The organism is Robertmurraya mesotrionivorans, assembly GCF_050971805.1.
GTDB lineage: Bacteria > Bacillota > Bacilli > Bacillales > Cytobacillaceae > Robertmurraya_A.
The window spans coordinates 98,972-124,319 of the sequence record NZ_JBPCCH010000010.1; the positions used below are offsets into that span (position 1 = coordinate 98,972).

General features: G+C 38.3%; 20 protein-coding genes. 11 read left to right on the plus strand and 9 right to left on the minus strand.

The window, feature by feature from the left end; all coding sequences use genetic code 11:
* Positions 1–97 precede the first annotated feature (97 nt).
* Together addB and addA are read left to right on the plus strand one after the other, a co-directional pair.
* Complete coding sequence (gene addB, locus ACRX5O_RS16315) at positions 98–3,604, plus strand: helicase-exonuclease AddAB subunit AddB (protein WP_433906892.1); 3,507 nt, start codon at positions 98–100, stop codon at positions 3,602–3,604.
* Positions 3,570–7,343: a helicase-exonuclease AddAB subunit AddA gene (gene addA / locus ACRX5O_RS16320; protein WP_433906893.1), complete on the plus strand. Its 3,774-nt coding sequence runs from the start codon at positions 3,570–3,572 to the stop codon at positions 7,341–7,343. Before addB ends, addA begins: the two co-directional genes overlap by 35 nt.
* Before the next feature lie 97 nt (positions 7,344–7,440).
* On the opposite strand, the gene ACRX5O_RS16325 is transcribed toward addA, so the two are convergent.
* Genes ACRX5O_RS16325 through ACRX5O_RS16350 form a run of 6 tightly spaced genes read right to left on the minus strand, consistent with a single transcriptional unit; the run spans position 7,441 to position 9,395 of the window.
* Positions 7,441–7,659, minus strand: coding sequence for a spore germination protein (locus ACRX5O_RS16325; protein ID WP_433906894.1), 219 nt, complete (start codon positions 7,657–7,659; stop codon positions 7,441–7,443).
* A 34-nt stretch (positions 7,660–7,693) separates the two neighbouring features.
* Positions 7,694–8,074, minus strand: coding sequence for a spore germination protein GerPE (locus tag ACRX5O_RS16330; protein WP_433906895.1), 381 nt, complete (start codon positions 8,072–8,074; stop codon positions 7,694–7,696).
* A 1-nt stretch (position 8,075) separates the two neighbouring features.
* The gene (locus ACRX5O_RS16335; RefSeq protein ID WP_119710507.1) at positions 8,076–8,258 is read right to left on the minus strand and encodes a spore gernimation protein GerPD; all 183 of its coding nucleotides are present in this window, start codon (positions 8,256–8,258) and stop codon (positions 8,076–8,078) included.
* A complete protein-coding gene (gerPC, locus tag ACRX5O_RS16340; protein WP_433906896.1) occupies positions 8,258–8,875 on the minus strand; it encodes a spore germination protein GerPC in 618 nt (205 codons plus the stop codon). The genes ACRX5O_RS16335 and gerPC overlap by 1 nt, the downstream gene beginning before the upstream one ends.
* Positions 8,876–8,894: 19 nt before the next feature.
* Entirely contained in the window at positions 8,895–9,158 is a 264-nt protein-coding gene (locus ACRX5O_RS16345) for a spore germination protein GerPB (protein WP_433906897.1), read from the minus strand.
* A gap of 15 nt (positions 9,159–9,173) precedes the next feature.
* Complete coding sequence (locus ACRX5O_RS16350; protein WP_433906898.1) at positions 9,174–9,395, minus strand: spore germination protein; 222 nt, start codon at positions 9,393–9,395, stop codon at positions 9,174–9,176.
* Positions 9,396–9,574: 179 nt separating this feature from the next.
* On the opposite strand from ACRX5O_RS16350, the gene ACRX5O_RS16355 reads away from it, so the two are divergent.
* From ACRX5O_RS16355 to ACRX5O_RS16370, 4 genes are all read left to right on the plus strand, one after another.
* On the plus strand, positions 9,575–11,167 hold the full coding sequence (locus ACRX5O_RS16355; protein WP_433906899.1) for a long-chain-fatty-acid--CoA ligase: 1,593 nt from the start codon (positions 9,575–9,577) through the stop codon (positions 11,165–11,167).
* Positions 11,168–11,273: 106 nt separating this feature from the next.
* Positions 11,274–12,449 (plus strand): DUF418 domain-containing protein, encoded by a 1,176-nt coding sequence (locus ACRX5O_RS16360; protein WP_433906900.1) that lies wholly within the window; start codon positions 11,274–11,276, stop codon positions 12,447–12,449.
* The gene (locus tag ACRX5O_RS16365; RefSeq protein WP_433906901.1) at positions 12,446–13,312 is read left to right on the plus strand and encodes a fumarylacetoacetate hydrolase family protein; all 867 of its coding nucleotides are present in this window, start codon (positions 12,446–12,448) and stop codon (positions 13,310–13,312) included. The genes ACRX5O_RS16360 and ACRX5O_RS16365 overlap by 4 nt, the downstream gene beginning before the upstream one ends.
* 110 nt (positions 13,313–13,422) lie before the next feature.
* Positions 13,423–13,791: a YisL family protein gene (locus tag ACRX5O_RS16370; RefSeq protein WP_119707183.1), complete on the plus strand. Its 369-nt coding sequence runs from the start codon at positions 13,423–13,425 to the stop codon at positions 13,789–13,791.
* 35 nt (positions 13,792–13,826) lie between these two features.
* Here ACRX5O_RS16370 and ACRX5O_RS16375 read toward each other — a convergent pair whose 3' ends face one another.
* Positions 13,827–14,387 carry a DUF2777 domain-containing protein gene (locus ACRX5O_RS16375; RefSeq protein WP_433906902.1) on the minus strand — a complete coding sequence of 187 codons (561 nt, stop codon included), beginning with the start codon at positions 14,385–14,387 and terminating at the stop codon, positions 13,827–13,829.
* Between the two features lie 195 nt (positions 14,388–14,582).
* Between ACRX5O_RS16375 and asnB the strand changes: the two genes are divergently transcribed.
* The 4 genes from asnB (at position 14,583) to ACRX5O_RS16395 (ending at position 20,399) form a co-directional block, all read left to right on the plus strand.
* Positions 14,583–16,436, plus strand: coding sequence for an asparagine synthase (glutamine-hydrolyzing) (gene asnB / locus ACRX5O_RS16380; protein ID WP_433906903.1), 1,854 nt, complete (start codon positions 14,583–14,585; stop codon positions 16,434–16,436).
* Positions 16,437–16,580: 144 nt separating this feature from the next.
* The gene (locus ACRX5O_RS16385; RefSeq protein ID WP_433906904.1) at positions 16,581–18,101 is read left to right on the plus strand and encodes a phytoene desaturase family protein; all 1,521 of its coding nucleotides are present in this window, start codon (positions 16,581–16,583) and stop codon (positions 18,099–18,101) included.
* Complete coding sequence (locus tag ACRX5O_RS16390; protein ID WP_433906905.1) at positions 18,101–19,576, plus strand: phytoene desaturase family protein; 1,476 nt, start codon at positions 18,101–18,103, stop codon at positions 19,574–19,576. Before ACRX5O_RS16385 ends, ACRX5O_RS16390 begins: the two co-directional genes overlap by 1 nt.
* Complete coding sequence (locus ACRX5O_RS16395) at positions 19,560–20,399, plus strand: phytoene/squalene synthase family protein (protein WP_433906906.1); 840 nt, start codon at positions 19,560–19,562, stop codon at positions 20,397–20,399. Before ACRX5O_RS16390 ends, ACRX5O_RS16395 begins: the two co-directional genes overlap by 17 nt.
* A 37-nt stretch (positions 20,400–20,436) precedes the next feature.
* On the opposite strand, the gene ACRX5O_RS16400 is transcribed toward ACRX5O_RS16395, so the two are convergent.
* Both ACRX5O_RS16400 and ACRX5O_RS16405 read right to left on the minus strand, forming a co-directional pair.
* On the minus strand, positions 20,437–21,792 hold the full coding sequence (locus ACRX5O_RS16400; RefSeq protein ID WP_433906907.1) for an MATE family efflux transporter: 1,356 nt from the start codon (positions 21,790–21,792) through the stop codon (positions 20,437–20,439).
* A gap of 98 nt (positions 21,793–21,890) precedes the next feature.
* Positions 21,891–23,648: a glycoside hydrolase family 13 protein gene (locus ACRX5O_RS16405; RefSeq protein WP_433906936.1), complete on the minus strand. Its 1,758-nt coding sequence runs from the start codon at positions 23,646–23,648 to the stop codon at positions 21,891–21,893.
* A 348-nt stretch (positions 23,649–23,996) separates the two neighbouring features.
* Between ACRX5O_RS16405 and ACRX5O_RS16410 the strand changes: the two genes are divergently transcribed.
* Positions 23,997–25,280 carry an extracellular solute-binding protein gene (locus ACRX5O_RS16410; protein WP_433906908.1) on the plus strand — a complete coding sequence of 428 codons (1,284 nt, stop codon included), beginning with the start codon at positions 23,997–23,999 and terminating at the stop codon, positions 25,278–25,280.
* Positions 25,281–25,348 lie beyond the last annotated feature (68 nt).

Sequence of the window (25,348 nt, forward strand, 5' to 3'; positions counted from 1 at the left end):
AAAAGCGTTTCACGGATAATAGGTTATTACCCTATTTTCAGGAGTACCTATGGTAAGATAATAGGATAGAGAAGGAACGTACGAGGGAGGTTTTCTTATGGCAGTACACTTAGTTATCGGGAGATCTGGAACTGGAAAAACGCAATTTTGTTTAGATGAGATAAGAGAAGAAATGCTGCAACGTCCAGTGGGAGATCCAATTGTTTACTTAGTACCTGACCAAATGACATTTTCTTCTGAATATAAATTAATTACAACACCTGGGCTTGGGGGAATGATTCGAACTCAGGTTTTTAGTTTTTCAAGACTAGCATGGCGAGTCTTGCAGGAAACTGGTGGGAATACTAGGTACCATTTAAATAGTGTTGGTATTAATATGTTGATTCGTAAGATTGTTGAGGAGAGAAAAGCAGAATTAAAGCTCTTTAATCTATCAGCTGACAAAAATGGGTTTATCCAGCAGCTCGAACAAATGCTGGTTGAATTTAAAAGATATTTAGTCAGACCAGAGGAGTTGCTCATTCAGCAGCAATCTGAGCAAATGAATAAAGTCCTTCGTGATAAATTACATGATTTAGAGTTGATTTATAAACATTTTGAAGATGCCCTTTTTGGTTCTTACGTGGACTCTGAGGATTATTTCAAACTATTAGCTGAAAAAATTCCGTTATCTCATTATCTTAAGGATGCAGAAATATATATTGACGGATTTTATAGTTTTACACCACAAGAGTATTTCATCATAAGTCAGCTCATGAAGCATTGTAAAAAAGTAACGATCACTCTTACTTTAGATGAGCCGTACAATGAAAAATATCCAGATGAATTGCATTTATTCCGTATGAATGCTGAGACTTGCCAAAGTCTTTATGAGATTGCTAGAGTAGAAAAATTAGAAATAAGAGAAACCATTTTATCTGAGCAAAAGAGATGGCAGCATCCATCACTCAAGCATTTGGAAACATTTTTTGATACGCGTCCTACAACTGTATTTAAAGGGGAAACTGCTGTTACGATTGGACAAGCAGTTAATCGTCGAGCGGAAATTGAAGGAATTGCACGCGAAATTCTATCACTCGTTCGAACAAATAATTATAGATACAAAGACATTGCCATTATGATGAGAAATGGTCATGAATACAAGGATTTAATTGAAACGGTCTTCGATGATTACGAAATTCCTTTCTTTGTGGATCAAAAACGTACGATGCTTCATCATCCTGTTATCGAACTTATTCGCTCCACGCTTGAAGTGATCAACGGATACTGGCGGTATGAACCTGTATTTCGAGCGGTGAAAACAGAGCTACTTTATCCGCTTCATGTCGATTCCAATAAAATGCGAGAGCAAATGGACCAGCTTGAAAATTTTGTCCTCGCGTTTGGAATTCAAGGCGATAAGTGGACAAGACGTGATCGTTGGGTATATCGCCGAATGAGAGGACTTGAATTAGAATCGGTTGCCCAAACGAATAAGGAAAAAGACCTCGAACAAATGTTAAACGAGCTTCGACTGATGATCTCAGCACCGATCCTTCGCTTATCAAGAAGATTGAAAAAAGCTGAGAATGGCAGCAAATTAGCGGAGGCACTCTTTCTTTATCTGGAGGAATTAGAAATCCCTGCAAAGCTTGAGCGATGGAAAATTGCTGAAGAGGAAAAGGGAGAATTAACAAAAGCAAGAGAGCATGATCAAGCATGGAACGGTGTGATTGAGCTTTTGGATCAGTTTGTTGAAATGTTAGGGGATGAAAAAGTTTCTCCAAAGCAGTTTTCAAATGTTTTGGATGCAGGATTAGAAGCACTGCAGTTCTCTTTAGTGCCCCCGGCAATGGACCAAGTGCTGGGTGCAGATTTGGAAAAATCCCGTCTAACCGATGTGAAAGTAGCTTTTATTATTGGAATAACAGAAGGGGTTCTACCTGCTAAATTTTCGGAGGATGGAATATTTGCCGATGAGGACCGGGAGCAGTTATTACTAAATGGTTTAAAGATTTCCGCGAGCAGTAAAACCCGTTTATTGGATGAGGAGTTTATCGCCTACAAGGCTTTCACCACTCCGTCTGAGCGATTGTATGTTTCTTATCCACTAGCAAATTCTGAAGGAAAGGCATTAATAGCCTCACCATATATTAAGAGAATGGTTGATATGTTCCCAGATGGTGAAGCTCTATCGTTCATGACTGAGCCTTCGGAGCTTGGTGAATTGGAACAATTAAAATTTGTTGCACATGAAAATACGGCTCTTGCTTATTTAACTTCACAGCTTCAGCTAAAGAAAAGAAATTACCCTATCTACGACTTATGGTGGGATGTGTATAACTATTACCAGTCAAAACCGCATTTTCAAAGGGATGTAAGGAAAGTACTTTCCAGCTTAACCTATGAAAATCGAACATCTAAGCTGTCCGAGGAGACAAGCAAGGATTTGTATGGAGAAGAAATCCAATCGAGTGTCAGCCGAATGGAAATGTTCCATAGCTGCCCTTTTTCACATTTCTCCCAGCATGGGTTAAAGCTTAGAGAACGACAAGTATTTAAGCTGGAAGCACCGGATATTGGAGAGCTCTTTCACGCGGCATTAAAATATATTACCGAAACAATTGTGGCGAGCAAGTTGTCATGGTCTGATGTGTCAAAGGATGAAATGGAAAATTTGGCAAAACAAGCAGTGGATTTACTTGCACCAAAACTACAAAATGAAATTCTATTAAGCTCGAATCGCCACCATTATATTAAACGAAAGCTAGAACAAATTATTCAACGGGCTTCGCTTATTTTACGTGACCATGCGAAGGCAAGTGGGTTTGCACCGGTAGGGCTTGAATTACCATTTGGACCAATGGAACAAATAAAGCCTGCACCATTTACCTTGAAAAATGGAACAAAGATGGAGCTAGTGGGTCGTATTGACCGAGTAGACAAAGCCGCTCATAACGGTGAAGTGTTCCTGCGAATACTCGACTATAAATCCAGTGCAAAAGACGTAAATGTAAACGAAATTTATTATGGTTTGGCCCTGCAAATGCTTACGTATTTAGATATCATTATTTCAAACTCTGAATCTTTGATTGGTACTAAGGCTAGCCCAGCAGGTGTTGTGTACTTCCATGTGCATAATCCGATGATAAGTACGAGCAAAATGCTTACGTTGGATGAGATTGAAGCAGAGCTTTTCAAAAAATTTAAGATGAATGGTTTATTGTTAGGCGAAGAAAATGTGATCAAACTCATGGATCAAACATTGGAGTCTGGTGAATCGACGATTATCTCTGCAGGAATTAAAAAAGACGGGTCGCTAACGAAAAGATCAAAAGTGGCTAGTAAGGAAGAATTTAATCAGTTGCGGTCGTATGTTAGAGGTATGTACGTGAAAACGGGAAATAGTATAGTCGACGGTGCCGTTCAAATCTCTCCTTATAAAATGAAGGAGAAAACACCTTGTACTTTTTGTTCTTTCAAGTCTGTTTGTCAATTCGATGAGTCATTACAGGATAATAAATATAGGATGCTGAAGGTTGAAGATAAGGAGAATGTAATAGAAAAAATGCGAAAGGAGAGTGTTGAAAATGGCGAGCATGAAACTTCCACCGAAGCCGAGTGATGTGACTTGGACAGATGACCAGTGGAAAGCAATTGTTGCGAACGGACAAGATATATTGGTTGCTGCCGCAGCAGGGTCAGGAAAAACGGCCGTTCTTGTTGAGAGAATGATCAAGAAAATTGTTTCGGAAGATCATCCGATGGACGTCGATGAGATGCTAGTCGTTACCTTCACAAATGCTTCCGCGGCAGAAATGAAGCACCGTATGGGAGAGGCACTTGAGAAGGCGATTGATGAAAATCCCACATCGAGACATCTTCGAAAGCAACTAAGTTTACTAAATAAGGCGAGCATATCAACTCTTCATTCCTTTTGCTTAGAGGTGATTCGGAAGTTTTATTATAAAATTGAAGTTGATCCCGGTTTTAGAATCGCTGACGAAACGGAAGCACAGCTTCTAAGAGATGAGGTTTTAGATACTTTATTCGAAGAAGAGTACGGGAAGGAAGCTAATACTGAATTTTTTGATTTAGTTGATATGTTTTCAAATGACCGGAGTGATGCGGCCCTTCAGGTGATTATCCGGGAGCTTTATGATTTTGCACGTTCAAATCCATCGCCCAAGAGCTATCTACAATCAATTATTGATATGTATGATGTAGATGAACAAACAATGATCGAATCATTGCCCTTTTATCAGACACTTCTTTTCGATATTCAACTCCAGCTTCAAGGAGCAAGGGGCTTATTTGAAGCAGCTCTTGAAATAACGAAGCTTCCAGAAGGACCAAGTCCTCGAGCGGAAACTTTTACTGATGATATAAGAATAATTGACCGACTACTTGAAGCTAGTAACCACTCGTGGGATGAGTTATATAACACATTGCTAAGTGAATCTTTTTCAAAGCTTAAACCATGTAAAAAAACGGAGTATGATGAGGTTCTACTAGAAAAATCTCAAAAACTTCGAGACAAAGGAAAGAAAATGGTTCAAGCCTTACAAGCTGAGCTTTTTTCGAGAAAACCGCAAAGTTTCATTCATGATATGAAACAAATGAAGTCGTATATTCAAACATTGGTTAGACTTGTCGAGGAATTTTCTATACGATTCGATTTTATAAAGAGGGAAAAAGGACTCGTCGACTTTGCTGATTTAGAGCATTATTGTCTCCAGATTTTATCAGATCCAGAAGAAAGTACGGAACATGATTTCAAACCTTCTGAGGAAGCAATGTCCTATCGCCGTCAGTTTAAAGAAGTTCTTGTGGATGAATACCAAGACACGAATATGGTACAGGAAGCGATTTTAAATTTAGTAACTAAAGACGAAGAGAATACAGGGAATTTGTTTATGGTGGGAGATGTAAAGCAATCGATTTATCGCTTCCGCTTAGCAGAACCGAATTTATTTTTGGGTAAATATAACCGATTTACCTCACACGGTGAAGAATCTGGGCTTCGAATTGATTTAGCTCGGAATTTCCGGAGCCGAAAGGAAGTTCTTCATGGAACCAACTATCTATTCAAGCAGATCATGGGTGTATTAGTCGGAGAAATCAACTATGATGAAGCGGCTGAGTTAATTACTGGTGCGTCCTACCCAGAGGAACCTGTTCCAGTTGAGTTGTTGATTATTAATAATGATGGTAAAGAGGAAATTTCGAGTGAAGAAGGAGATAATGAGATCCAAGGTGACTCCTTTGATGAAGAAGAACTGGCACAATCTCAGCTTGAAGCTAAGCTTATTGCGAGTAAAATAAACGATCTGATTCAAGGGCGAAAGCCTGTTTACAATCCTAAAACAAAAAGCTCTAAGCCGGCTTCATATAAAGATATTGTCATTTTGCTTCGATCTATGACGTGGGCTCCGCAGATTATGGAGGAGTTAAAAGATCAGGGAATTCCGGTTTATGCGAACCTATCAACAGGTTATTTTGAAGCAACAGAAGTCGTTATTATGATGTCTTTGTTACATGTCATTGATAACCCATATCAGGATATCCCACTTGCTTCTGTTCTTCGTTCTCCGATTGTGGGATTAACAGAAGAAGACCTTGCGCGAATTCGCATGGAGGATCGAAGAGGTTCTTTTTACGAAGCTCTAAGTTCCTTTTATAGAAAAGCGCCAACGGAAATGAATGAAGAGGCGCATGAGAAAATCGTTCCTTTTATGGATAATTTATCAAAATGGCGGACGTCTGCTAGACAAGGTGCTTTATCAGAGTTACTTTGGCAGTTATTTCGCGAAACGGGATTCTTTGACTTTGTGGGCGGTTTGCCAGGCGGGAAGCAGAGGCAAGCGAATTTACGTGCTCTGTATGACCGTGCTCGACAATATGAGGAAACATCGTTCCGTGGGTTGTTCCGATTTCTTCGATTTATCGAGCGCATGAGAGAACGTGGGGACGACCTAGGTGCTGCTCGCGCACTCGGGGAAAGTGAAGATGTTGTTCGAATCATGACGATTCACAGCAGCAAAGGATTAGAATTTCCAGTCGTGTTTGTGGCTGGATTGGGCCGTCAGTTCAATATGATGGATATCAGGAAATCCTATATGCTGGACAAGGAACTCGGCTTTTCTGCAAAGTATGTCGACCCTAAAAAGAGAATATCTTATCCATCGTTGCCCCAGCTTGCTTTTAAACGCAAAAAGAAACTTGAGATGCTGGCCGAAGAAATGCGTGTTTTGTATGTTGCATTAACCCGCGCAAAAGAGTACTTATATTTACTAGGAACCGTAAAGAATGTAGAAAAGAAACTTGAGGATTGGGAGCAGTTCTCAACCCATTCGGAATGGATGCTAAAAGAGTACGACCGTCAATCAGCGAAGGGCTACCTAGACTGGATTGGGCCATCCTTAATTAGACATCAAGATTGTCAGGAGTTGCGAAATGGAAAGGAAATCGGACACCTAGTCCCAGAAGAGATTTCGAACCATTCATCGTGCTGGAAGATAGAAGTAATCGATGGAGTACAGTTGGCTTCTATGAAGGAAACGGTTTTAGAAGAAAAGGATCATTTATTAGAGCTTGTAATAGAGGGAAAAGAACTTCCGGTTAAATCAGAACGGAACGAACAGGTGCTTTCACAATTAGAGTTCAAGTATGAATACTTCGCACCTTCCACTCATCGTTCCAAGCAGTCTGTCTCTGAAGTGAAAAGGCAAAGAGAATTGCAGGATGAAGAAAGTGGAATAGAATTGCAAAAAAAATTCAGGAAACCACTAATTAATCGTCCACGTTTTATGCAGGAAAAATCCTTAACACCAGCAGAGCGAGGAACGGCTATGCATGCGGTGATGCAGCAGATTGATTTAAATAAACCAATCACCTTTGATAGTATTACGAGCCAATTGAATGAAATGGTTCAACGTGAACTGTTAACGCTTGAGCAGCTCGAGGTAATAGATGTTGACCAGGTGGTACAATTTCTTGAATCGGAGCTCGGTGTTAGATTACTAAATGCAAACACGGTCTTACGTGAAATTCCTTTCAGTTTATCTCTTTCTGCTAGCGTTGTGTATGCAGATTGGAAGGGAGAGGAGGAGACCGTTCTCCTTCAAGGTATCATTGATTGTGTATTTGAAGATGAGAAGGGACTTGTCCTACTTGATTTTAAAACGGATGGAATTCATGATCGTTACAAGGGTGGATATGAAGAAGCGAAATTGATTCTTGAAGATCGTTACAAAGTGCAAATTGAGTTATATAGAAGAGCACTAGAGCAAATATGGAAGAAGAAAGTAAATGAATCGTATTTATTCTTCTTCGATGGTGCACATATCATGAAAATGGACTAAATGGTTAGTCAGCAGGAGACATTACTCTTGCTGGCTATTTTTTTAGGAGGGAAGGAAATGGGGAGAAGGCAAATAACTAGGTGAAACAGCGTTCCACCTAGTTATTTCCTAATGTTGGCTGGTCAATTAAGTTAGTATCTAACACATTGCTAGCTGACAATCCGTTATTAGTAATAATAATGCCGCCAGTATTTACAGCACCAGCACCAGTGACAGATTTAGCGTTGCTTTTGGGTGAGATGTAGAGTGCATCGCCAAATTGGACAATTCCCCCACTCACCGTTGTAATTTGAACAGGACCGATAATAGCTGGCATCAAAAAACATCCTTTGCATAATATTTTCAAGAAGTCAGCTTCTATTATGTCTTGGTAAAAGCTGACGAATATGCTTTATTCTTGCTTCCATATTGATTGAATCTGTATTTCCAACATGAAGAATTGAGGAGGAGGAAAAGGCAATCACATTAATGCAATTCACATGAATCACCGGATTTTGATGAAAGGAAGTTATCATCACTTCTTCGTTGTCTTGAGGAAAAATAATGGGGCGTTGAAAGATGGGATATTTTGAGAAATCCTCCTCATCACCAATAAACAACTGCTTTTCCCGTTGCACAGCAATCGCTCTATTTAGACCATTAATAATTTTTGAATCCCCAAGTTGAATGACGGATGATAGAGCTGCATTTGTAATGTGAATATGTTTAACAGAACTTGATCGTTGAAGCATGCTATCTACCTTCCACGGCTAAAGGTACAAAGGGGCCGATGATTAGAGATTCAGCAGGAGTATCGAACGCTGATGCTAGTTGGATGGTTTCCGCGTCTCCTACCATTAATATAGAAGAACTCGATACACCGACCACTCGAATATCTCCCACATGTATATCCCGATTGTATACTTGAAAATTTATCATTCCTGTTTCATCCCTTTCACATTCTCCGGTAAATTCTTAATAAAAGCCTCAACTCCATGCTCCATTTCCTTGTGAAACTGGTCAGTTATCGTTTTTTCTAACCGTGAACGGTCCTCGGTTTCTCGAACTCCTGCGGAAAACTCGCGTATATAATGTTCTACTCTTTTGGGTATTTGTTTTTTGATATCTTCCTCGATAAAGTGATAGTACGAATCATCGAGATTTGTTTGCAGTTTTGCTTGGGTTTTCTCAAATATAGCTGGTAGATGATTCCCCATATATTCATATACTATATCCTCGAGTTCCATTGTTCTTTGGAACATTTGCTTTGGAGGGGAAGGAGTCTTGATGGATTGATTTGGAACAGAGAACTCATCGATTCCTTGTAGATCAGATGGATTTAGTCCAATATTTAAAGTACCATCAAGGGATTCTACCTTGAGTTGATCAAATTTGTACTCAATTCGATCCACATGAACAGGTGGTCTTTCTTTGAGTTGAGATATTTCTTTTTGCATTTGTAATACACTTCGTTCAAGAGCTCGAATCCGGTGTTCTTGGCTTTCAACAAGTTGGTGAAGCTGTCTTAAGTATTCGTAGAATTCATTATTCATACTGACACCTTCCCTCCTTTTATGAAATGGATAACGGAACAGCTGGAGAATCTATATACGATCCAGTATCACTTCCTGTTAGTTCAGCCGAATCCTGAGTAGTTACGATTGTGCCGCCGGGATGAATAGGTTCAGGTGCAGGTCCTGTGAAACCTCCAGTATTATATAGATGGGAGGTTGGGCGAATAACTCCAGCACTGCCAATCTGTAATACGGATGAATTCGTAATTGCATCAATACGTAGAAGATTAATAGATATATTTTGTTGAATATAGAAATTCATATCATCACCTGCTTATTAAGCATTTAAAATATTTCCTTGGTCAATGCCGTCATGGTCATATGTGTTCGTAGAACTAAATTTGTTATAAACACGTAACCCATCCCCTGTATTAAAGGAACCTGCCCCTGAGTATGTCTTGGCAGTAGAAATAGGCATGATTTTATATACATCTCCAATATGAAAAATGGAACTACTTCCAATCGAGATTACTTGAGCTACACCGACTATTGCTGGCATACACTACACCCTTTGTTTAAGATTCCTTACATTGTATGTGCCTAGAAACTAGATGTGATTTATTTATGAAAAAAGTTGAATTATGTGTTTTGTACTATAACAGAATTCTTCAATGTTAGTGTGTGTTATGTTAAAATATTTATATAATTAGTAATATTTTGACAAAAGGGGATGTTGAAATGAATGTACCTTTGGTGTTAACTCAGTTTTTGGACCGTGCGGTATCTCTTTATAGTGAAAAAGAAGCAGTATATTGTGGAGATCGGAGCTTTACATATGGTCAATTGGGAGAAAGAGTAAATCAGTTAGCACATGGATTAAAGGAACTAGGAGTGAACAAAGGTGATCGGGTAGCCTATTTAGCTCCTAACAGTGTTGAAATGCTAGAAGGTTTTTATGGAGTATTCTTGTTGGGTGGAGTGATGGTGCCACTAAATATTCGGTTAAAGCCAGAAGATTATATGTTTATATTAAATCATAGTGAATCAAAGGTATTATTTGTAGATCAAGAGCTTTTTGATCTAATTCTCCCTATTAAGGAAAAATTAGACACAGTTGAGACCATCATTGTTCATTACAAAAATGAGGTGACACAAGAGATAGGGTACGACGAATGGTTAGCGACCAAAGAAAAGAAAGCGTTTCCTAGAGCTGAGCTACATGAGGATGATGTTTGTAGTTTGTTATATACAAGTGGTACAACAGGCCATCCAAAAGGAGTGATGCTTACACACCGTAATAATTATATACATGCTCTTACGACGATGCACCATTTACGGGTAAGTGATCAAGATGTTCTGCTCCATATTCTCCCAATGTTCCATGTGAATGGTTGGGGGTCCCCTTTTTATTATACAGCTAATGGATCTACCCAAATATGCTTGCGAAAAGCTACTCCAGAGGCTATTTTTAAGGCGATAGAAAAATATAAAGTAAGCGTCATGCATATGGCACCAACTGTATTAAATAGCCTGCTTCAATTCTATGAGCAAAACATCCCGCAAATTGATCATAAGGTAAGGGTGGTCATAGCAGGCTCTGCTCCACCTCCAGCATTTGTGACAAGGGTCGAAAGAGAGCTCGGGTGGGAGTTTATTCAAGTGTACGGAATGACCGAATCCTCTCCTTTAAGTACAATCTCAACTATTCGTTCTCATCTGGCTGATCTTCCATTAAAGGACCAATACCGTATGAAGGCTATGGCTGGGGTGAGCATGATTGGATGTGAAGTGCGTGTTATTAATGAAAAGGGACGGGAAGTGGAAAAGAACGGGAAGGAAATTGGTGAAGTGGTCACGCGAAGCAATGGCGTCATGAAGGGGTATTGGAAAAATCCAGAGGCTACGATGGAGACCATTAGGGATGGATGGCTTCATACGGGTGATATGGCAACAGTAGACTCGTACGGAAATATTGATATTGTTGATCGGAAAAAGGATATCATTATAAGTGGTGGGGAGAATATTTCTTCTATTGAAGTTGAAGGAGTACTTTATGAGCACCCGAGTGTATTAGAAGCAGCAGTTATTGCTGTTCCACATGAGAAGTGGGGAGAAACACCTCATGCTTTCGTAGTAGTTAGATCTGGTCATTCGGTGGAAGAAAAGGATCTTATCTCTTTCTCTCGTGAAAAGCTTGCTCATTTTAAAGCAGTTACCGGTGTTACTTTTGTTAAAGAATTACCGAAAACCGCATCAGGAAAGATTCAAAAAGTGCATCTTAGAAATGATTATTGGGAGTCTCATGGAAAAGCAGGTAAATTTGTTAATTAAGTAGTAGCCGTTCCCCATTTAGGGAACGGTTTTGGTGTTTATTGGGAATGTTTCAAGTATAATAGGTTTCGAGGAGTGTAGAAATTGGGAGGGATATATATAAGAAATGAATAATCAGGAGAGAATTGTTTCCATTGATATAATGAGAGGTTTATCCATATTGGGGATTTTCTTAGTAAACATGCTGTCTTTTCATACTCCAATCCTTTATATTGACCCATTTGTTACATGGACGACAACTAGTGACCGCTTGTTTTACTCGTGGATTGATTTGTTCATCCAAGGAAGTATATATCCTTTATTCTCTTTTCTCTTTGGATATGGTTTTGTTATTTTAAGAGAGAGAACCATTGCAAAGGGTGGAACATTTTCCGCCATAGCAATAAGGAGATTACTTTTTTTGTTCTTCATCGGTTGGGTACATGCCAACTATATTTGGCATGGAGATATTCTTTTTACCTACTCTGTGTTTGGTGTCCTCCTGCTACTCTTTATCAGACTTAGAGGAAAAGTACTTATGTTACTGGGGATGATTTTATATTTTGTACCTAATGTGATCATTACGGTAATGATGATTTTAGCCTCAATGGTTGCTGGTAATGGGGAATTTACGGTTGCAGATGAGACAAGTTCTCTAGCGTCGTATAAAGCTTATCAAAATGGTACTTATGAGGAAGTACGGGAGCAAAGATTTATTGATTGGTATTTAGTCAATAATCCAGGTAATCTATTCTTTATGCTCTTTTCAATCTTTCCGATGTTTTTAATCGGGGGAGGAGCGGCGAAAGAGAACTGGTTAAGAAGAGTAAAAGAATTAAAGAGACCGTTTCTAGTAGCAGTAGGGGTAACATTACTCATTGGATTGTTTATTAAGAGCGCTCCTTATTGGTTAACAAGAAACTGGGCAACAGAATATTCTCAAGATATGCTTGGTGGTCCTCTTTTATCTATATCATACATTCTACTAATCGCAATTGGTACGAATCATCAACGAGGCTTACAGGTGTTAAAATTCTTTGGACCTGTTGGGAAGCTTAGTTTCACAAATTACTTAGTTCAATCCATCGTATCGACGATGATATTTTATTCCTACGGTCTTGGTCTGTATGGTCAAGTATCAGTTGTCGAAGGAACGGTACTAGCTTTAATGATATTTCTATTTCAATTAATTTTTAGTCATATATGGATAAAGTATTTTTATATAGGCCCCTTTGAGTGGGTTTGGAGAACAGTTTCGTACTGGAAATGGCAGAGCTTAATGAAAAAAGGAGAAAACTTATGAAGCTTCTTACCGGAAAAAGAGAAAACAAAGTTTTTATTGGTGTTTTAGATTCAACAGAAACAAAGGTTCTTTCTGTTAACGAAACGGATTCAATGGTCGAATGTATTGCAAAGGGAGATGAATTTCTTCAGGAGATAAATGAAAAAATCCAAGCAGCAAGCGAGGAGGAGTATTTCCTATTAGAAGAGGTTACCTTGCTTTCGCCCATTACAAAGCCTCCGAAAAACATTTTGTGTGTTGGGAAAAATTACGTGGACCATGCGATTGAGATGGGAAGTAAGGATGACATTCCTGAGCATATGATGGTTTTTACAAAAGCTCCAACTACGATTATTGGTCCAAATGACCAAATTGAGAATCATCTTTCCATTACGAAGCAGTTAGACTATGAAGGAGAGTTAGCGATCGTGATTGGAAAGAAGGGAAGGAATATACAAAAAGAAGATGCCCTTGACTTTGTGTTTGGTTATACGATTGTAAACGATATAACAGCACGTGATCTTCAGGCAAAGCATAAGCAGTTCTTTCTTGGAAAAAGCCTAGATACCAGTTGCCCGATGGGACCATTTCTTGTTTATAAAGAGAGCCTTTCAAATCCCAATCAATTACATATTGAAACGAAAGTAAGTGGAGAGATTCGCCAAAGCTCCAATACAAAGCACTTTATCTTTTCAGTGGAAGAAATGATTTCGACACTTTCATTGGGGATGACACTTGAACCAGGAGATGTGATTGCTACAGGGACTCCAGCAGGTGTAGGAAAAGGATTTCACCCACCGCGCTTTCTAAAGCCAGGCGATCAAATTGAAATTACGATTGAGGGTATTGGAACTCTAACGAATAATGTCAGTGAGGAAATTTGAAAACTTTGTGAACAAATGATGAATCAAGAAATTCAATAGAGACGTTCTTTTTAGTTTTTTTAACACTGTTGTGGTATGATAAAGTCGATATTTAATAGGGAGGCTAATTTATGTCCATTAACACACATGCCCATATTACCGCATGGGTTCTTGCACTAGTCCTATTTTTTGTAGCAAACTCATTACATAAGAGTGGAAAAGCAAAGGCTGCGAAAATCGTTCATATGATTTTGAGAGTTTTGTATATCATTGTGTTTGCAACAGGTGGAATGCTCGTACATACGTTATTCTCAATGCAGCCAGTTGAGTATATAGCTAAAGTTTTAATTGGACTTTGGGTTATTGCAGCGATGGAGATGGTTCTCGTTCGTACGGTAAAAGGAAAAGAAACAAAGTCGCTTTGGATACAATTTTATGTTGCGGTTGTTCTAGTAATCTTATTAGGACTTCGCTTACCACTTGGATTTCAACTATTTTAAATAAAACCTGCTCCTTACTCTCGGAGCAGGTTTTATTATACAAATTTTTCAATCACCGTTCTCTTACCAGCATTAAGTGTAAATTCAAAACGGTCGGTTTGCTTTTTATAATAACAGAAATGATGTTGAACATTACAAATATCCTCTTGATTATCAAAGATAATAAAATTCACACCACTTTTTCTTTCCGCATCCTTTAAAAAAGTTAGATGATTGTAGCAATAAATACAATCAAAGATTGAAAAACCAAGCGAATTTAAATGAGAAATAAACTGATAAAACGAATCATCGTTAATCTCTTCTAGCAACCGTTCAAGGGAATACATTAAGTGTTTGCGGATTCTAACTACATCTTGATTTTTTAAATGAAGAGTTTCACTTCCAAATGTTACTTTCCCATCCTCAAATAAAATTCCCTTTTTCCATCGATTGAATCGAAATACCTCAATTTCTTGGTGTAAAAAATCATCCAAAATGGAGGCTTCATCTGTTTCCTCATCGAAAAAGATCCACTGGTTGTTTATATGTTCTACCGTACCTTCAATAAATGCTCTCGTTTGATACTCAAAAAGTTTTAGTCGTTGCTGTCTATTCATGATAAGACCTCCGTTAAAGGCTAAAGGGTATAAAAGTTTTTTAGATCTATCTTCATTCTTTCTAGACATCTTGTTTATATTTTAAACGCCCGCACTTAAAAATTGGACAATTAACCATTTTTCGCGCCCAGCATAGTATGGGTATATGTTCGGACTGACCAAACAAACGCACTACTTTGAAAGGATGAAAAAAATATGTGTGGCATAACAGGCTGGATTGACTTCCAAAGAGATATGAGAAAAGAACGTGACTCTATTACGAAAATGGCTGAAACCTTGGCAAAGCGCGGTCCAGATGATACAAATGTATGGACGGATATTCATGCAGGATTCGGACATAAACGCTTAATTGTTGTTGACCCTGAGGGTGGAAAACAACCAATGTCAAAATCAAAAAATAATCACAAATATACGATTTGTTATAATGGTGAACTATATAATACCGAAGATATTCGAAAAGAACTGTTAGTAAAAGGATATTCCTTTAACGGTCATTCTGATACAGAAGTTCTATTAACTGCATATATAGAATGGGAAGAAAATTGTGTTGAACATTTAAATGGCATATTTGCTTTCGCCATTTGGGATGAGAAGAAGGAACAGCTTTTTATAGGACGGGATCGACTTGGCGTTAAGCCGCTTTTTTATTTATCAACAGAAAAAGGAATTATGTTTGGCTCTGAATTAAAAGCGATTCTTGCTCATCCAGAAGTGAAAACAGAAATTGACCGAGAAGGGTTAGCAGAAGTTTTTGCTCTAGGTCCCTCAAGATCACCAGGAAATGGGGTATTTAAAGGGATATCAGAGCTAAGGCCTGCTCATGCACTTACTCTCTCCAAAAGCAAAGGATTAAAAATTTGGCGATACTGGAATGTAAAAAGTGAAAAGCATACGGACAGCTTGAATGATACCGTTGATAAAGTTCGCTTCCTATTTACGGATGCGGTTAAACGCCAGTTGGTTTCAGATGTTCCTCTCTGTACATTTTTATCAGGCGGAGTAGATTCTAGTGCCATTACAGCCATTGCTGCGATGGAATATCAAAAAGAAGGAAAAGGGAGCCTTCATACGTATTCAATTGATTATGAAGGAAATGACCAATTCTTTAAGGCGAATGAATTTCAGCCGAATTCGGATGGAATCTATATACAAAAAATGTCTGATGAATTTCAGACCACTCATCACAATAGCATTATTTCTCAAGAGCTCCTTGCTGAACATTTAATTGAAGCCGTTCATGTGAGAGATTTACCAGGAATGGCTGATGTAGATTCATCTCTTCTATGGTTCTGCCGTGAAATTAAAAAAGATTTTGTTGTTAGTTTATCCGGGGAATGTGCAGATGAGATTTTTGGCGGATATCCTTGGTTCCGACGTGAAGCTGACTTATCACGTGAAGGTTTTCCGTGGATGAGATCGATTGAAGAAAGACAAGGTTTGCTTCGAACAGAATGGCGGGAAAAGTTACAGCTAAAGGACTACATGCTTCAACAGTTCAATAAGACTGTTCAAGAGACTCCTGTATTAGAGGGGGAGACGAGGGAAGAAGCAAAAAGACGAGAGTTATTTTATCTGAATATGATTTGGTTTATGACCACCTTACTTGATCGCAAGGATCGAATGAGTATGGGAGCAAGTCTTGAAGTAAGGGTTCCTTTTGCAGATCATCGACTAGTTGAATATGTCTGGAATATCCCTTGGGAGATGAAGAATTATCAAAATCGTGAAAAAGGATTGCTACGAAAAGCATTAGAGGGAATTCTCCCAGAGGAAGTATTGTATCGAAAGAAAAGTCCGTATCCGAAAACACATAATCCTAAGTATACAAAAGCAGTACAGCAGATGCTTGGAGAGATTATGACGGATAGAAGTTCGGTTCTTTATGAATTCTTTGATGAAGCAAAATTAAAGGAAATAATCACTACTGAGGGGGCAGCCTTTAAAGAACCTTGGTTCGGCCAATTAATGACTGGACCACAGCTTCTTGCTCATCTAGCTCAAATTCATATCTGGTTTAAAGATTACAATATTAATATTGTTGAATCGTAAATAAGAGAGCAAAAAAGTCTATACGTGTGACGTATAGACTTTTTGCATTTCAGAGAGTTTAAAGTGTTTCTTGGTGCACACAAGTGGTATATTGTTTGTATATATAATATATAAGTTTTGTATAACTATAAGAGGAGCAAATTTATGCGTAAAAAAGTAGTTGTTATTGGTGCTGGTCCAGGAGGCTTAGCCATTTCTATGCTTTTGTCTAGCCTTGGCTACCATGTAGAAGTTTTTGAAAAACATGGGAAGGTGGGAGGGAGAAATGGAGCCATTCATGAAAAGGGTTTTACCTTTGATATTGGCCCAACTTTTTTAAGTATGCCCCATATTGCTGAAGAGCTTTTTCAAGCGGCAGGTAGAAATCTTCATGACTATGTAACCCTCATTGAACTTACAAACATGTACGAACTTTTATTTGATAATAGGCGATTACGTATGTACCGAAACAGTGATCTAATGATTAAAGAAATAGAAAAATATTATCCGGGCGATGGAGAAGGATACATTCGATTTATGAGTGATACAAAAAGAAAGTTTGAGATGTTAACACCGCTTTTACAAAACAAAATGGACCGATATCTAGATTATGTTTCGTGGAGAGTTTTACAGGCATTACCACATCTCTCTCTAGGGAGGAGCTTATACGATGTCTTAAGTGATTATTTTTCTAATAAGGAGCTTTTGCTTGCATTTACCTTTCAATCCAAGTATTTAGGTATGTCTCCGTGGGAATGTCCAGGAGCATTTTCTATTCTTTCCTATATGGAACACGCATATGGAGTGTATCATCCGATTGGAGGGCTAAATCAGCTGTCTCAAGCAATGGCGAAGGTTACAGTGGAATTAGGAGGAGTCATTCACTTGGGGGCTGAGGTCGACAAGCTTTGGTTAGAAGGAAAAAAGACAAAAGGAATCATATTAAAAACGGGAGAACAGATTCAGGCGGATGAAGTCATTATTAATGGGGATTTTGCTCATGTAATGACCCATTTAGTGCCTGAGGGGATATTGAAGAAGTATAGCAAAGAAAAACTGAGTAAAAAGAAATATTCATGTTCTACATTTATGATTTATCTAGGTTTAAATAAGCGATACGATACCTCTCATCATACGATTTGTTTCGCAAAAGACTATAAGAAAAATGTAGAAGAAATTACGAAAGAGATGGTTTTATCAGAAGATTCGTCCATTTATATTCAGAATGCCTGTGTAACTGACCCAACCTTAGCGCCAGAAGGAAAATCTACTCTATATATACTCGCACCTGTACCAAATAATATGAGCCAGATTGACTGGGAATTAAATGAACAAGCATTTAAGGAGCTTGTTTATTCGACTTTGGAAGATCGGACAGATTTTAAAGACATAAAAAGATATATAGAATTCGAAAAGGTTATTTCACCTGTACAGTGGGAAAGCGAAATGAATGTGTTTCAAGGGGCAACCTTTAATTTAGGGCATCAGCTTTCGCAAATGATGGTATTTAGACCACATAATAAGTTTGAAGAATTACAGAATACTTGGTTAGTTGGCGGTGGTACCCACCCAGGTAGCGGACTCCCGACCATATTGGAATCTGCGAGAATTACGGCAAAATTGATGTCACAAGCCGACGGAATTAAGTTTCCAGCTCATTCTGAAATTGCCTGGGGGAATGCGTAATGAGAGTAGCGATTATTGGTGGAGGGATTGGAGGTCTTACAACCGCTCTACTGTTATCCCAAAAAGGAATCAATGTGACTATATATGAAAAGTCCGACAAATTAGGGGGAAGATTAGCATTTGAAGGGAACGATGAGTTTCGGATTGATCAAGGTCCTACTATTGTCCTTTTACCTGATATGATAAAAACCATTTTATCAGAGGGCGGTATTTCCCCTTCTGCTTACAAGCTCTTAAAATGTGATCCATTGTATAAGATTCATTTTTCAGATGGATCTACATACACAAAGTATAGCGACCGTTTGAAGCAGGAGAAGGAAATTGCGAAGATGTTCCCTGAGGATGTAGAGGGATTCAACCAATTTATTACTGATATGAAAACTAGATTTCAACTAGGTAAAATTCATTTTTTAGAAAAGCCTTTTCTAAGTTTTCAAGAGTTTTGGAACTATCGAACGATTATGCTTCTAGCAAAATTAAAGACTTATAGAAGTGTATATAAGGAACTCTCAACATACTTTACAAATGAAAAATTGCGAATTTCTTATGCCTTACAAACGCTTTATATCGGTGGAAATCCATTTACGACACCTGCCATTTATAGTTTAGTATCGTTTAGCGAACATGATCATGGGATTTATTATTTACAAGGGGGATACGCAAGTTTGGTAGCGGTACTTGTGGAGGAGCTTAGAAAGCGTAAGGTGAACATCTATACCTCCTGTCATGTAGAGCAAATTATATCAAGCGGGAACAAAGCAGAGTATTTAGTGGTAAATGGAAGGAAGGAAATCTATGATTCGTATATTATAAACGGTGATTTTCCGGTGGAACAAAAGAAGTTATTAAATAGAGAACGATCATTTACACCGTCTTCAGCATGTCTATTAATCTATTTGGGTCTTAGCAAAACGTTTGAGCCTTCATCCCTTCACCAATTCTTTATCGGTGATGACTTTGCTCGATCGATGAAGGAGATTTTTGAGGAAGAAACTATTCCACACTCACCATCCTTCTACACCTTCTATCCTTCAGCAATTGACTCAACCCTTGCACCTTTAGGGAAGAGTGTTCTGTATACGCTTGTTCCAGTACCGGCTGGTGATCATATTGATTGGGATATAGAAGCTTCGAAATTAGTTGATAGAATTATTGAGAAAATGAATCACAAAGGCTTTCCTGGTATAAGGGCACATATTGAATGGTCAAAGGTTCGAACTCCAGCAGATGCAATGCGGGAAGGATTGTATAAAGGAGGAAGTTTTGGTATTGCTCCTACGCTTTTTCAATCAGGCATGTATCGACCACAGGTTAAGCCTTTTCATGAGAAGAATATTTTTGCAGTTGGAGCATCGATACATCCAGGGGGTGGAATTCCCATAGTTATGCAAGGAGCCAAGTTACTTGTTGATTATATATGTGATGAAATGAATGAAAAAATAGGAAAGGAAGTGAAGAGTGTTGATAACTATTGAAGAGGCGTATTTACAATGCGAGAGAGTGATTCAAGCACATTCAGAAACCTTTTATAAAGCATTTTCATATTTGCCGAAAGATCAAAAAAAAGCGGTTTGGGCCATCTATTCTTTTTGTCGGATAATCGATGATATCATTGACGAAGAAAGAGTTCCAGAGGAAGGTATACAACAATTCGAAAAGGAATTTGAATTGTTTAAAAGGAAACAAATAGGCAGTCAGTTCGAGTTTATGTGGATTGCTTTATCAGATGTGTTCGAGAAATTTGAGATGGAAGTAACTCCTTTTGAAGATATGATAAAAGGTCAAAGGATGGATTTGCAACGGTCGAAATACGAGACTCTCGATGAAGTGTTAAAATACTCCTATTATGTGGCTAGTACTGTGGGGATTATGCTGTTGCCTGTTTTGGCCCCAAAAAATATCCACGCTTTAAGAGAAGGTGCCATTCAACTAGGCTTAGCGATGCAGCTAACAAATATATTAAGAGATATTGGTGAGGACCTTTCCATGGGTAGAATATATATACCAAAAGAAATGTTCTTAAAGCATCATTACTCGTATAAAGAGCTTCTTCACTACGAGGTGAATGATCGATTTATTAGAATGTGGGAAGATATTGCGGCAATTTCTGAGTATTACTATGAACAAGCGTTATTAACGATCAATTATTATCCAGAATACTCAAGGATTCCCGTAAAGGGTGCGGCTTTAATGTATAAAGCCATTCTCGATCAAGTTAGAAAAAATGGATATAATATTTTTAAATATCGGAGTTTTATCGGGTCAGACACAAAGGAGCAAATTCTTGCAACATTATAAAGAAGCAAGGCGAAATGCCTTGCTTCTTTATATCCTATTAAACTGCTTTTTCTTCTATAAAGGAATGGCGGACCCAAACCTTTGAACGCCATCGCCAGAGCATGAGTAAGCCTCTAAGCCATTCATCTGCAATGAAAGCAATCCAAATGCCAATGAGTCCAAGCCCAAAGGTAATTCCTAGCAAATAAGACAAGGTGACAGCTACCCCCCACATAGAAAGAATCCCCATATATACTGGGAATTTCACATCACCAGTCGCTCTTAAAGAATTGATAATTACTAAGTTAAACGAGCGGCCTGGTTCTAAAATGATCGTTAACAGAATCAACGTACTACCCAGTGCAATGATGTCCTCATTGCTTGTAAATAACTTCATTAAATCTTTTGCAAAAAACGAGAAGAGTATGGCTGCGCTTAAGGAAATAATAATAGCTAGACGTAGACTTTTTAAGCACCGATGATAGGCATCCTCATACTTCTTTGCACCAATCAAATAACCTATTAATATTTGTGTACCTTGACTTATAGCAATGCTAAAAAGGAAGATAAACATCATAAGATTTTGAGCGTATACTTTGGAAGTTAGTGCTTCCGTACCTAGTGTGGCAATAAAGAACGTAATGACCATCTGGGAAGCATTATAGGAAAGCTGCTCACCAGCGGAAGGAATACCAATTTTAAGCAAGTTTCTAACATGCACCTTTGGAAAACGGAACAGCAGGTGAAACGGCAGCTGAACAGGAATTCTTTTAATCATCACGATGATGGCTATACCCAAACCTATGAATCTACTAACAGTAGTTGAGATAGCTACTCCTTCCACGCCGAGAACCGGAAAACCAAAAGGACCAAAAATGAAAAAGTAGTTACCAATCACATTAATAATATTCATGCCAATCGTGATGTACATCACATCTTTCGTAAACCCATAACTACGAATCACTGCACCAATCGTCATAATAAACGCTTGAACAAAAGAAAATCCTCCGACAATTAACAGGTAAGAGTTCGCCTCATCCAATAGTTCGGGAGGTAAATCCATCATTAATAAAATAGGTTTACTAAAGAGAAAAATTCCTATACTTAAAAGGATTCCAAAAACAAGATTTGCTCCAAGGGAAACGATTGAAATTTCTGCAGCTGTATTTTCCTGTTTCGCTCCTAAATTCTGTGTGACAAGAATAGCTGTTCCTGTTGCAACAAAACCAAACATAACGATGATTAGCGAAAGGACTTGGTTTGATACGCCAACAGCGGCAACGGACTCATCAGAGTATTGAGAGAGCATTAATGTATCTGCATTCCCCATAAGCATATACAATAAGATTTCAATAAAGATGGGCCATGTTAAAGCAACAAGGGTCATCTTTTGTTTTTTGCTTTTCGTGCTCATGACTAATTGACCCCCTAACATAATAAAAGGAAATAGTCTTAAGCAGAATGCTTAAGACTATTTAGTAAACAATTCATTTTAACAGATGAAGTGTTAATTTAAAAGGAGATGATTTCAAAGCCGAAAGGAGCAACTGTAACTAAAAGTTGATCAGACTCAGCAGCAAATTCACTATTTTTTAATAAGTCTATAAGTTTTCTCCCTTTTAAATGAAATGGCAATGAATGCGTAGCCTCTTTGGACGTAGGGTTTAAAATAACTACAATTGTTTTGTTTTCATCCTTTTTGGAATAGGCAATACACACATCTTCATCGGAATTAGCAAGGAAGGAGAAGGTTCCTGAGTTAGCGAGAAGCTTTTCTTCTTTTCTTAGCTTAATTAAAGTTTGGATATGTTGTCGCATCTCTCTATTCCACTTTTCTTCCTCCCACGGCATGCATTCTCTACAACCAGGGTCCATGACTCCACTTAAGCCAACTTCATCTCCATAATATATACAAGGTGTCCCGATAAATGTCATCATAAAGGTGTAGATGAGCTTCATTCTATCTGTGCTGTCATTACATTCTGTCAAAATACGTGGTGTATCATGACTTCCAACGAGGTTAAAAGCAGCTTCATTAACATTGCTAGGATACATTTGTATAACAGATGTCATGTTCTCGATAAACTGCTGCTTTGAAATCTGGTCCTTTGCAAAGAAATTTAATACATTTGTTAGGAAAGGATAGTTCATAACTGCATCAAATTGGTCTCCTCGAAGCCATGGCATCGAATCATGCCAAATTTCACCTAGAATATAAAGGTCAGGCTTGAGTTCCTTAACGGCATGGCGGAACTCTCTCCAAAACTGATGGTCAATTTCATTAGCTACGTCTAATCGCCAGCCATCTATATCAAACTCTCGAACCCAGTACCTTCCCACCTCGAGCAGGTATTGCTTTACTTCTTCGTTTTGTGTATTAAGCTTAGGCATCGTTTGCTCAAAGGCAAATGTAGAGTAGTTTGGAAGCTCGCCACCTTTTAAAGGAAATACCTTTGCATGGAACCAGCTTGCGTACTTTGATTTCTCTCCATTCTTAAGAACATCTTGAAAGGGAGGGAAGTGGTATCCGCTATGATTAAACACAGCATCAAGCATCACTTTTATTCCATTTTTGTGACAAGTTTTTACAAGCTCCTTAAAGGTTTCCTTATCCCCAAACTGAGGATCAATCTCCATATAATCAATCGTATCGTATTTATGATTCGAGTATGCCTTGAAAATAGGAGTAAAGTAAATTCCAGTGATCCCTAAATCCACTAAATAATCAATATGATCGATGATACCTTTAAAGTCCCCACCAAAAAAGTTCTTCGGTGATGGAGGTTCACTTGCCCAAGGTAGTGCACCTTCCGGATCATTGGTAAGATCACCATTGGCGAATCTTTCTGGGAATATTTGATACCAGACTGTATCCTTTACCCAGCTTGGAGCACGAAATACTTCGTTCGCATGAAGGAAGGGAAAAGAGAAGTAATAGCCCGGATCCTCAGGAGCCTTCTCATAAACCCCTTTTTCTGTATATAAAATGGTTTCCTCTCCATCACTAATAAAGAAACCGTAGCGAATTCGCTTATAGGCAGGTTGTATGCTTAGAAGCCAGTAATCAAAAAGAGCATCTGTTGCGACTTTCTCCATTTCCATTTGCTGAGAAATCCAAGCCCCTTCTTTCCACTCATATTGATCCCCAAATAAAAGCTGAACCGTTTGTACCTCTTCTTTACGAGTACGCAATTTTATATGTAATGTAAGTTCATCAATGGGATATGCGTATTCATCTGTCGGACGATGATAGATAGAAGAACGAGTAATCATAATATTTCCTCCTTGTGCAATCGATTGCATTTAATTCTACTTTCTTTACGTTAGCAGATATGTGAAAACCCTTCAACAAATACATCGCAAAACATTTATAAATTTTTTTCTTTGTCTTTTATGTGAAAATAGTTGTCAAAACGAAAAAACTAGGTATAATAAAAAATATAGTTTGTGCAATCGTTTTCACAACTCTATTCTTTCAGTCGAACGTATAAGACCAATGAATTACTTGTTTTTAACTAATTGTGGCAACGTTTTCATAGAGTGCTGTTTTTATAGATTTGTGCAATCGTTTGTACATCTAGCAGAAATTAAAAACATACATTTTTGGAGGGGTCAATAATGAAAAAAGCATTTTCGCTTTTCATGATGATCATGTTAGTACTAGGAGTCCTTGCTGCATGTGGACCAAATCGTGAGGAAGGTACTTCAACAGAAAATGAAGGTGGCAATACGGCTGGAGAAGAACCAGCAAAGCCAGAGAAATTAGTAGTATGGGAAGATACAGATAAAGAGGTTGCATTAGAGCCTGCTATCGAAGCTTTCGAAAAAGAATATGGCATTAAGGTTGAGTATAAAACATTAGGAATGGCAGACAAAATTCGTGACCAACTTCGACTAGATGGTCCAGCTGGAAATGCTCCAGACGTTGTAACTCTACCACATGACCAAATCGGTCAAGTAGTTGTTGAGGGATTAATCTCAGAAATCGAAGTAGAGCAAGAAGTACTTGATACGTTCACTGAATCTTCTATTTCAGCTCAAATGTATGATGGGAAGCTTTATGGACTACCAAAAGCTACAGAAACACCAGTCTTCATTTACAACAAAGCGTTAATGGAAAAAGCTCCTGAAACTTTTGATGAGTTATATGCTTTCTCAAAGGATTTCACTAAAGGTGATAAGTACGGTTTCCTAGCTCTTTGGGATAACTATTACTTCGCTCATGGTATTATGGGTGGAAACGGTGCTTACGTATTTAAAGATGAAAATGGTGCGTTAAACCGCGATGATATCGGTCTAAATAACGAAGGTTCTGTAACAGGTGCTGCGTACATTCAACAATGGTATAAAGAAGGACTTTTCCCTAAAGGAATCATCGGTGAATCTGGTGGATCAGCTATGGACGGGCTATTTAACGAAGGGAAAGTTGCTTCTGTTATGAACGGTCCTTGGGCATTCCAAGCAATGAAGGATGCTGGAATTGACTACGGTGTTGCACCGCTACCAACTTTACCAAATGGTGAAAATGTAAAAACATTCATGGGCGTTAAAGGATGGCATGTAACAGCATTCACTGAAAATCAATATTGGGCTACAAAGCTTGTTGAATTCTTAACAAATGAAGAAAGTGCAAAAACTCGTTTTGAAACAACTGGAGAAATTCCACCAGTTAAAACTTTAATCGAGGATCCAATTATTGCTGATAACGAAGCTGCAAAAGCAGTAGCTGTTCAGTCTTCCTATGCGATTCCAATGCCTAATATTCCAGAAATGGCTGAGGTTTGGTCTCCAATGGCATCAGCATTACAACAAATTGCTACTCAAAAATCAGAGCCAAAGGCAGCTCTTGATTCGGCAGTAGACACGATTAAGAAGCAGATTGAGACGAACCACGCAAAATAATTTGTGGTACAATCGATAGGCAGTACCTCCGGTATTGCCTATCATTACATTCATTTAGGCAAACGGTT

What these genes read in the sequence shown, in the direction of transcription:
- addB (WP_433906892.1), top strand. Translation starts at nt 98, where the DNA reads ATGGCAGTACACTTAGTTATCGGGAGATCTGGAACTGGAAAAACGCAA.
- addA (WP_433906893.1), top strand. Translation starts at nt 3,570, where the DNA reads ATGGCGAGCATGAAACTTCCACCGAAGCCGAGTGATGTGACTTGGACA.
- ACRX5O_RS16325 (WP_433906894.1), bottom strand. Translation starts at nt 7,659, where the DNA reads ATGCCAGCTATTATCGGTCCTGTTCAAATTACAACGGTGAGTGGGGGA.
- ACRX5O_RS16330 (WP_433906895.1), bottom strand. Translation starts at nt 8,074, where the DNA reads ATGCTTCAACGATCAAGTTCTGTTAAACATATTCACATTACAAATGCA.
- gerPC (WP_433906896.1), bottom strand. Translation starts at nt 8,875, where the DNA reads ATGAATAATGAATTCTACGAATACTTAAGACAGCTTCACCAACTTGTT.
- ACRX5O_RS16345 (WP_433906897.1), bottom strand. Translation starts at nt 9,158, where the DNA reads ATGAATTTCTATATTCAACAAAATATATCTATTAATCTTCTACGTATT.
- ACRX5O_RS16350 (WP_433906898.1), bottom strand. Translation starts at nt 9,395, where the DNA reads ATGCCAGCAATAGTCGGTGTAGCTCAAGTAATCTCGATTGGAAGTAGT.
- ACRX5O_RS16355 (WP_433906899.1), top strand. Translation starts at nt 9,575, where the DNA reads ATGAATGTACCTTTGGTGTTAACTCAGTTTTTGGACCGTGCGGTATCT.
- ACRX5O_RS16360 (WP_433906900.1), top strand. Translation starts at nt 11,274, where the DNA reads ATGAATAATCAGGAGAGAATTGTTTCCATTGATATAATGAGAGGTTTA.
- ACRX5O_RS16365 (WP_433906901.1), top strand. Translation starts at nt 12,446, where the DNA reads ATGAAGCTTCTTACCGGAAAAAGAGAAAACAAAGTTTTTATTGGTGTT.
- ACRX5O_RS16370 (WP_119707183.1), top strand. Translation starts at nt 13,423, where the DNA reads ATGTCCATTAACACACATGCCCATATTACCGCATGGGTTCTTGCACTA.
- ACRX5O_RS16375 (WP_433906902.1), bottom strand. Translation starts at nt 14,387, where the DNA reads ATGAATAGACAGCAACGACTAAAACTTTTTGAGTATCAAACGAGAGCA.
- asnB (WP_433906903.1), top strand. Translation starts at nt 14,583, where the DNA reads ATGTGTGGCATAACAGGCTGGATTGACTTCCAAAGAGATATGAGAAAA.
- ACRX5O_RS16385 (WP_433906904.1), top strand. Translation starts at nt 16,581, where the DNA reads ATGCGTAAAAAAGTAGTTGTTATTGGTGCTGGTCCAGGAGGCTTAGCC.
- ACRX5O_RS16390 (WP_433906905.1), top strand. Translation starts at nt 18,101, where the DNA reads ATGAGAGTAGCGATTATTGGTGGAGGGATTGGAGGTCTTACAACCGCT.
- ACRX5O_RS16400 (WP_433906907.1), bottom strand. Translation starts at nt 21,792, where the DNA reads ATGAGCACGAAAAGCAAAAAACAAAAGATGACCCTTGTTGCTTTAACA.
- ACRX5O_RS16410 (WP_433906908.1), top strand. Translation starts at nt 23,997, where the DNA reads ATGAAAAAAGCATTTTCGCTTTTCATGATGATCATGTTAGTACTAGGA.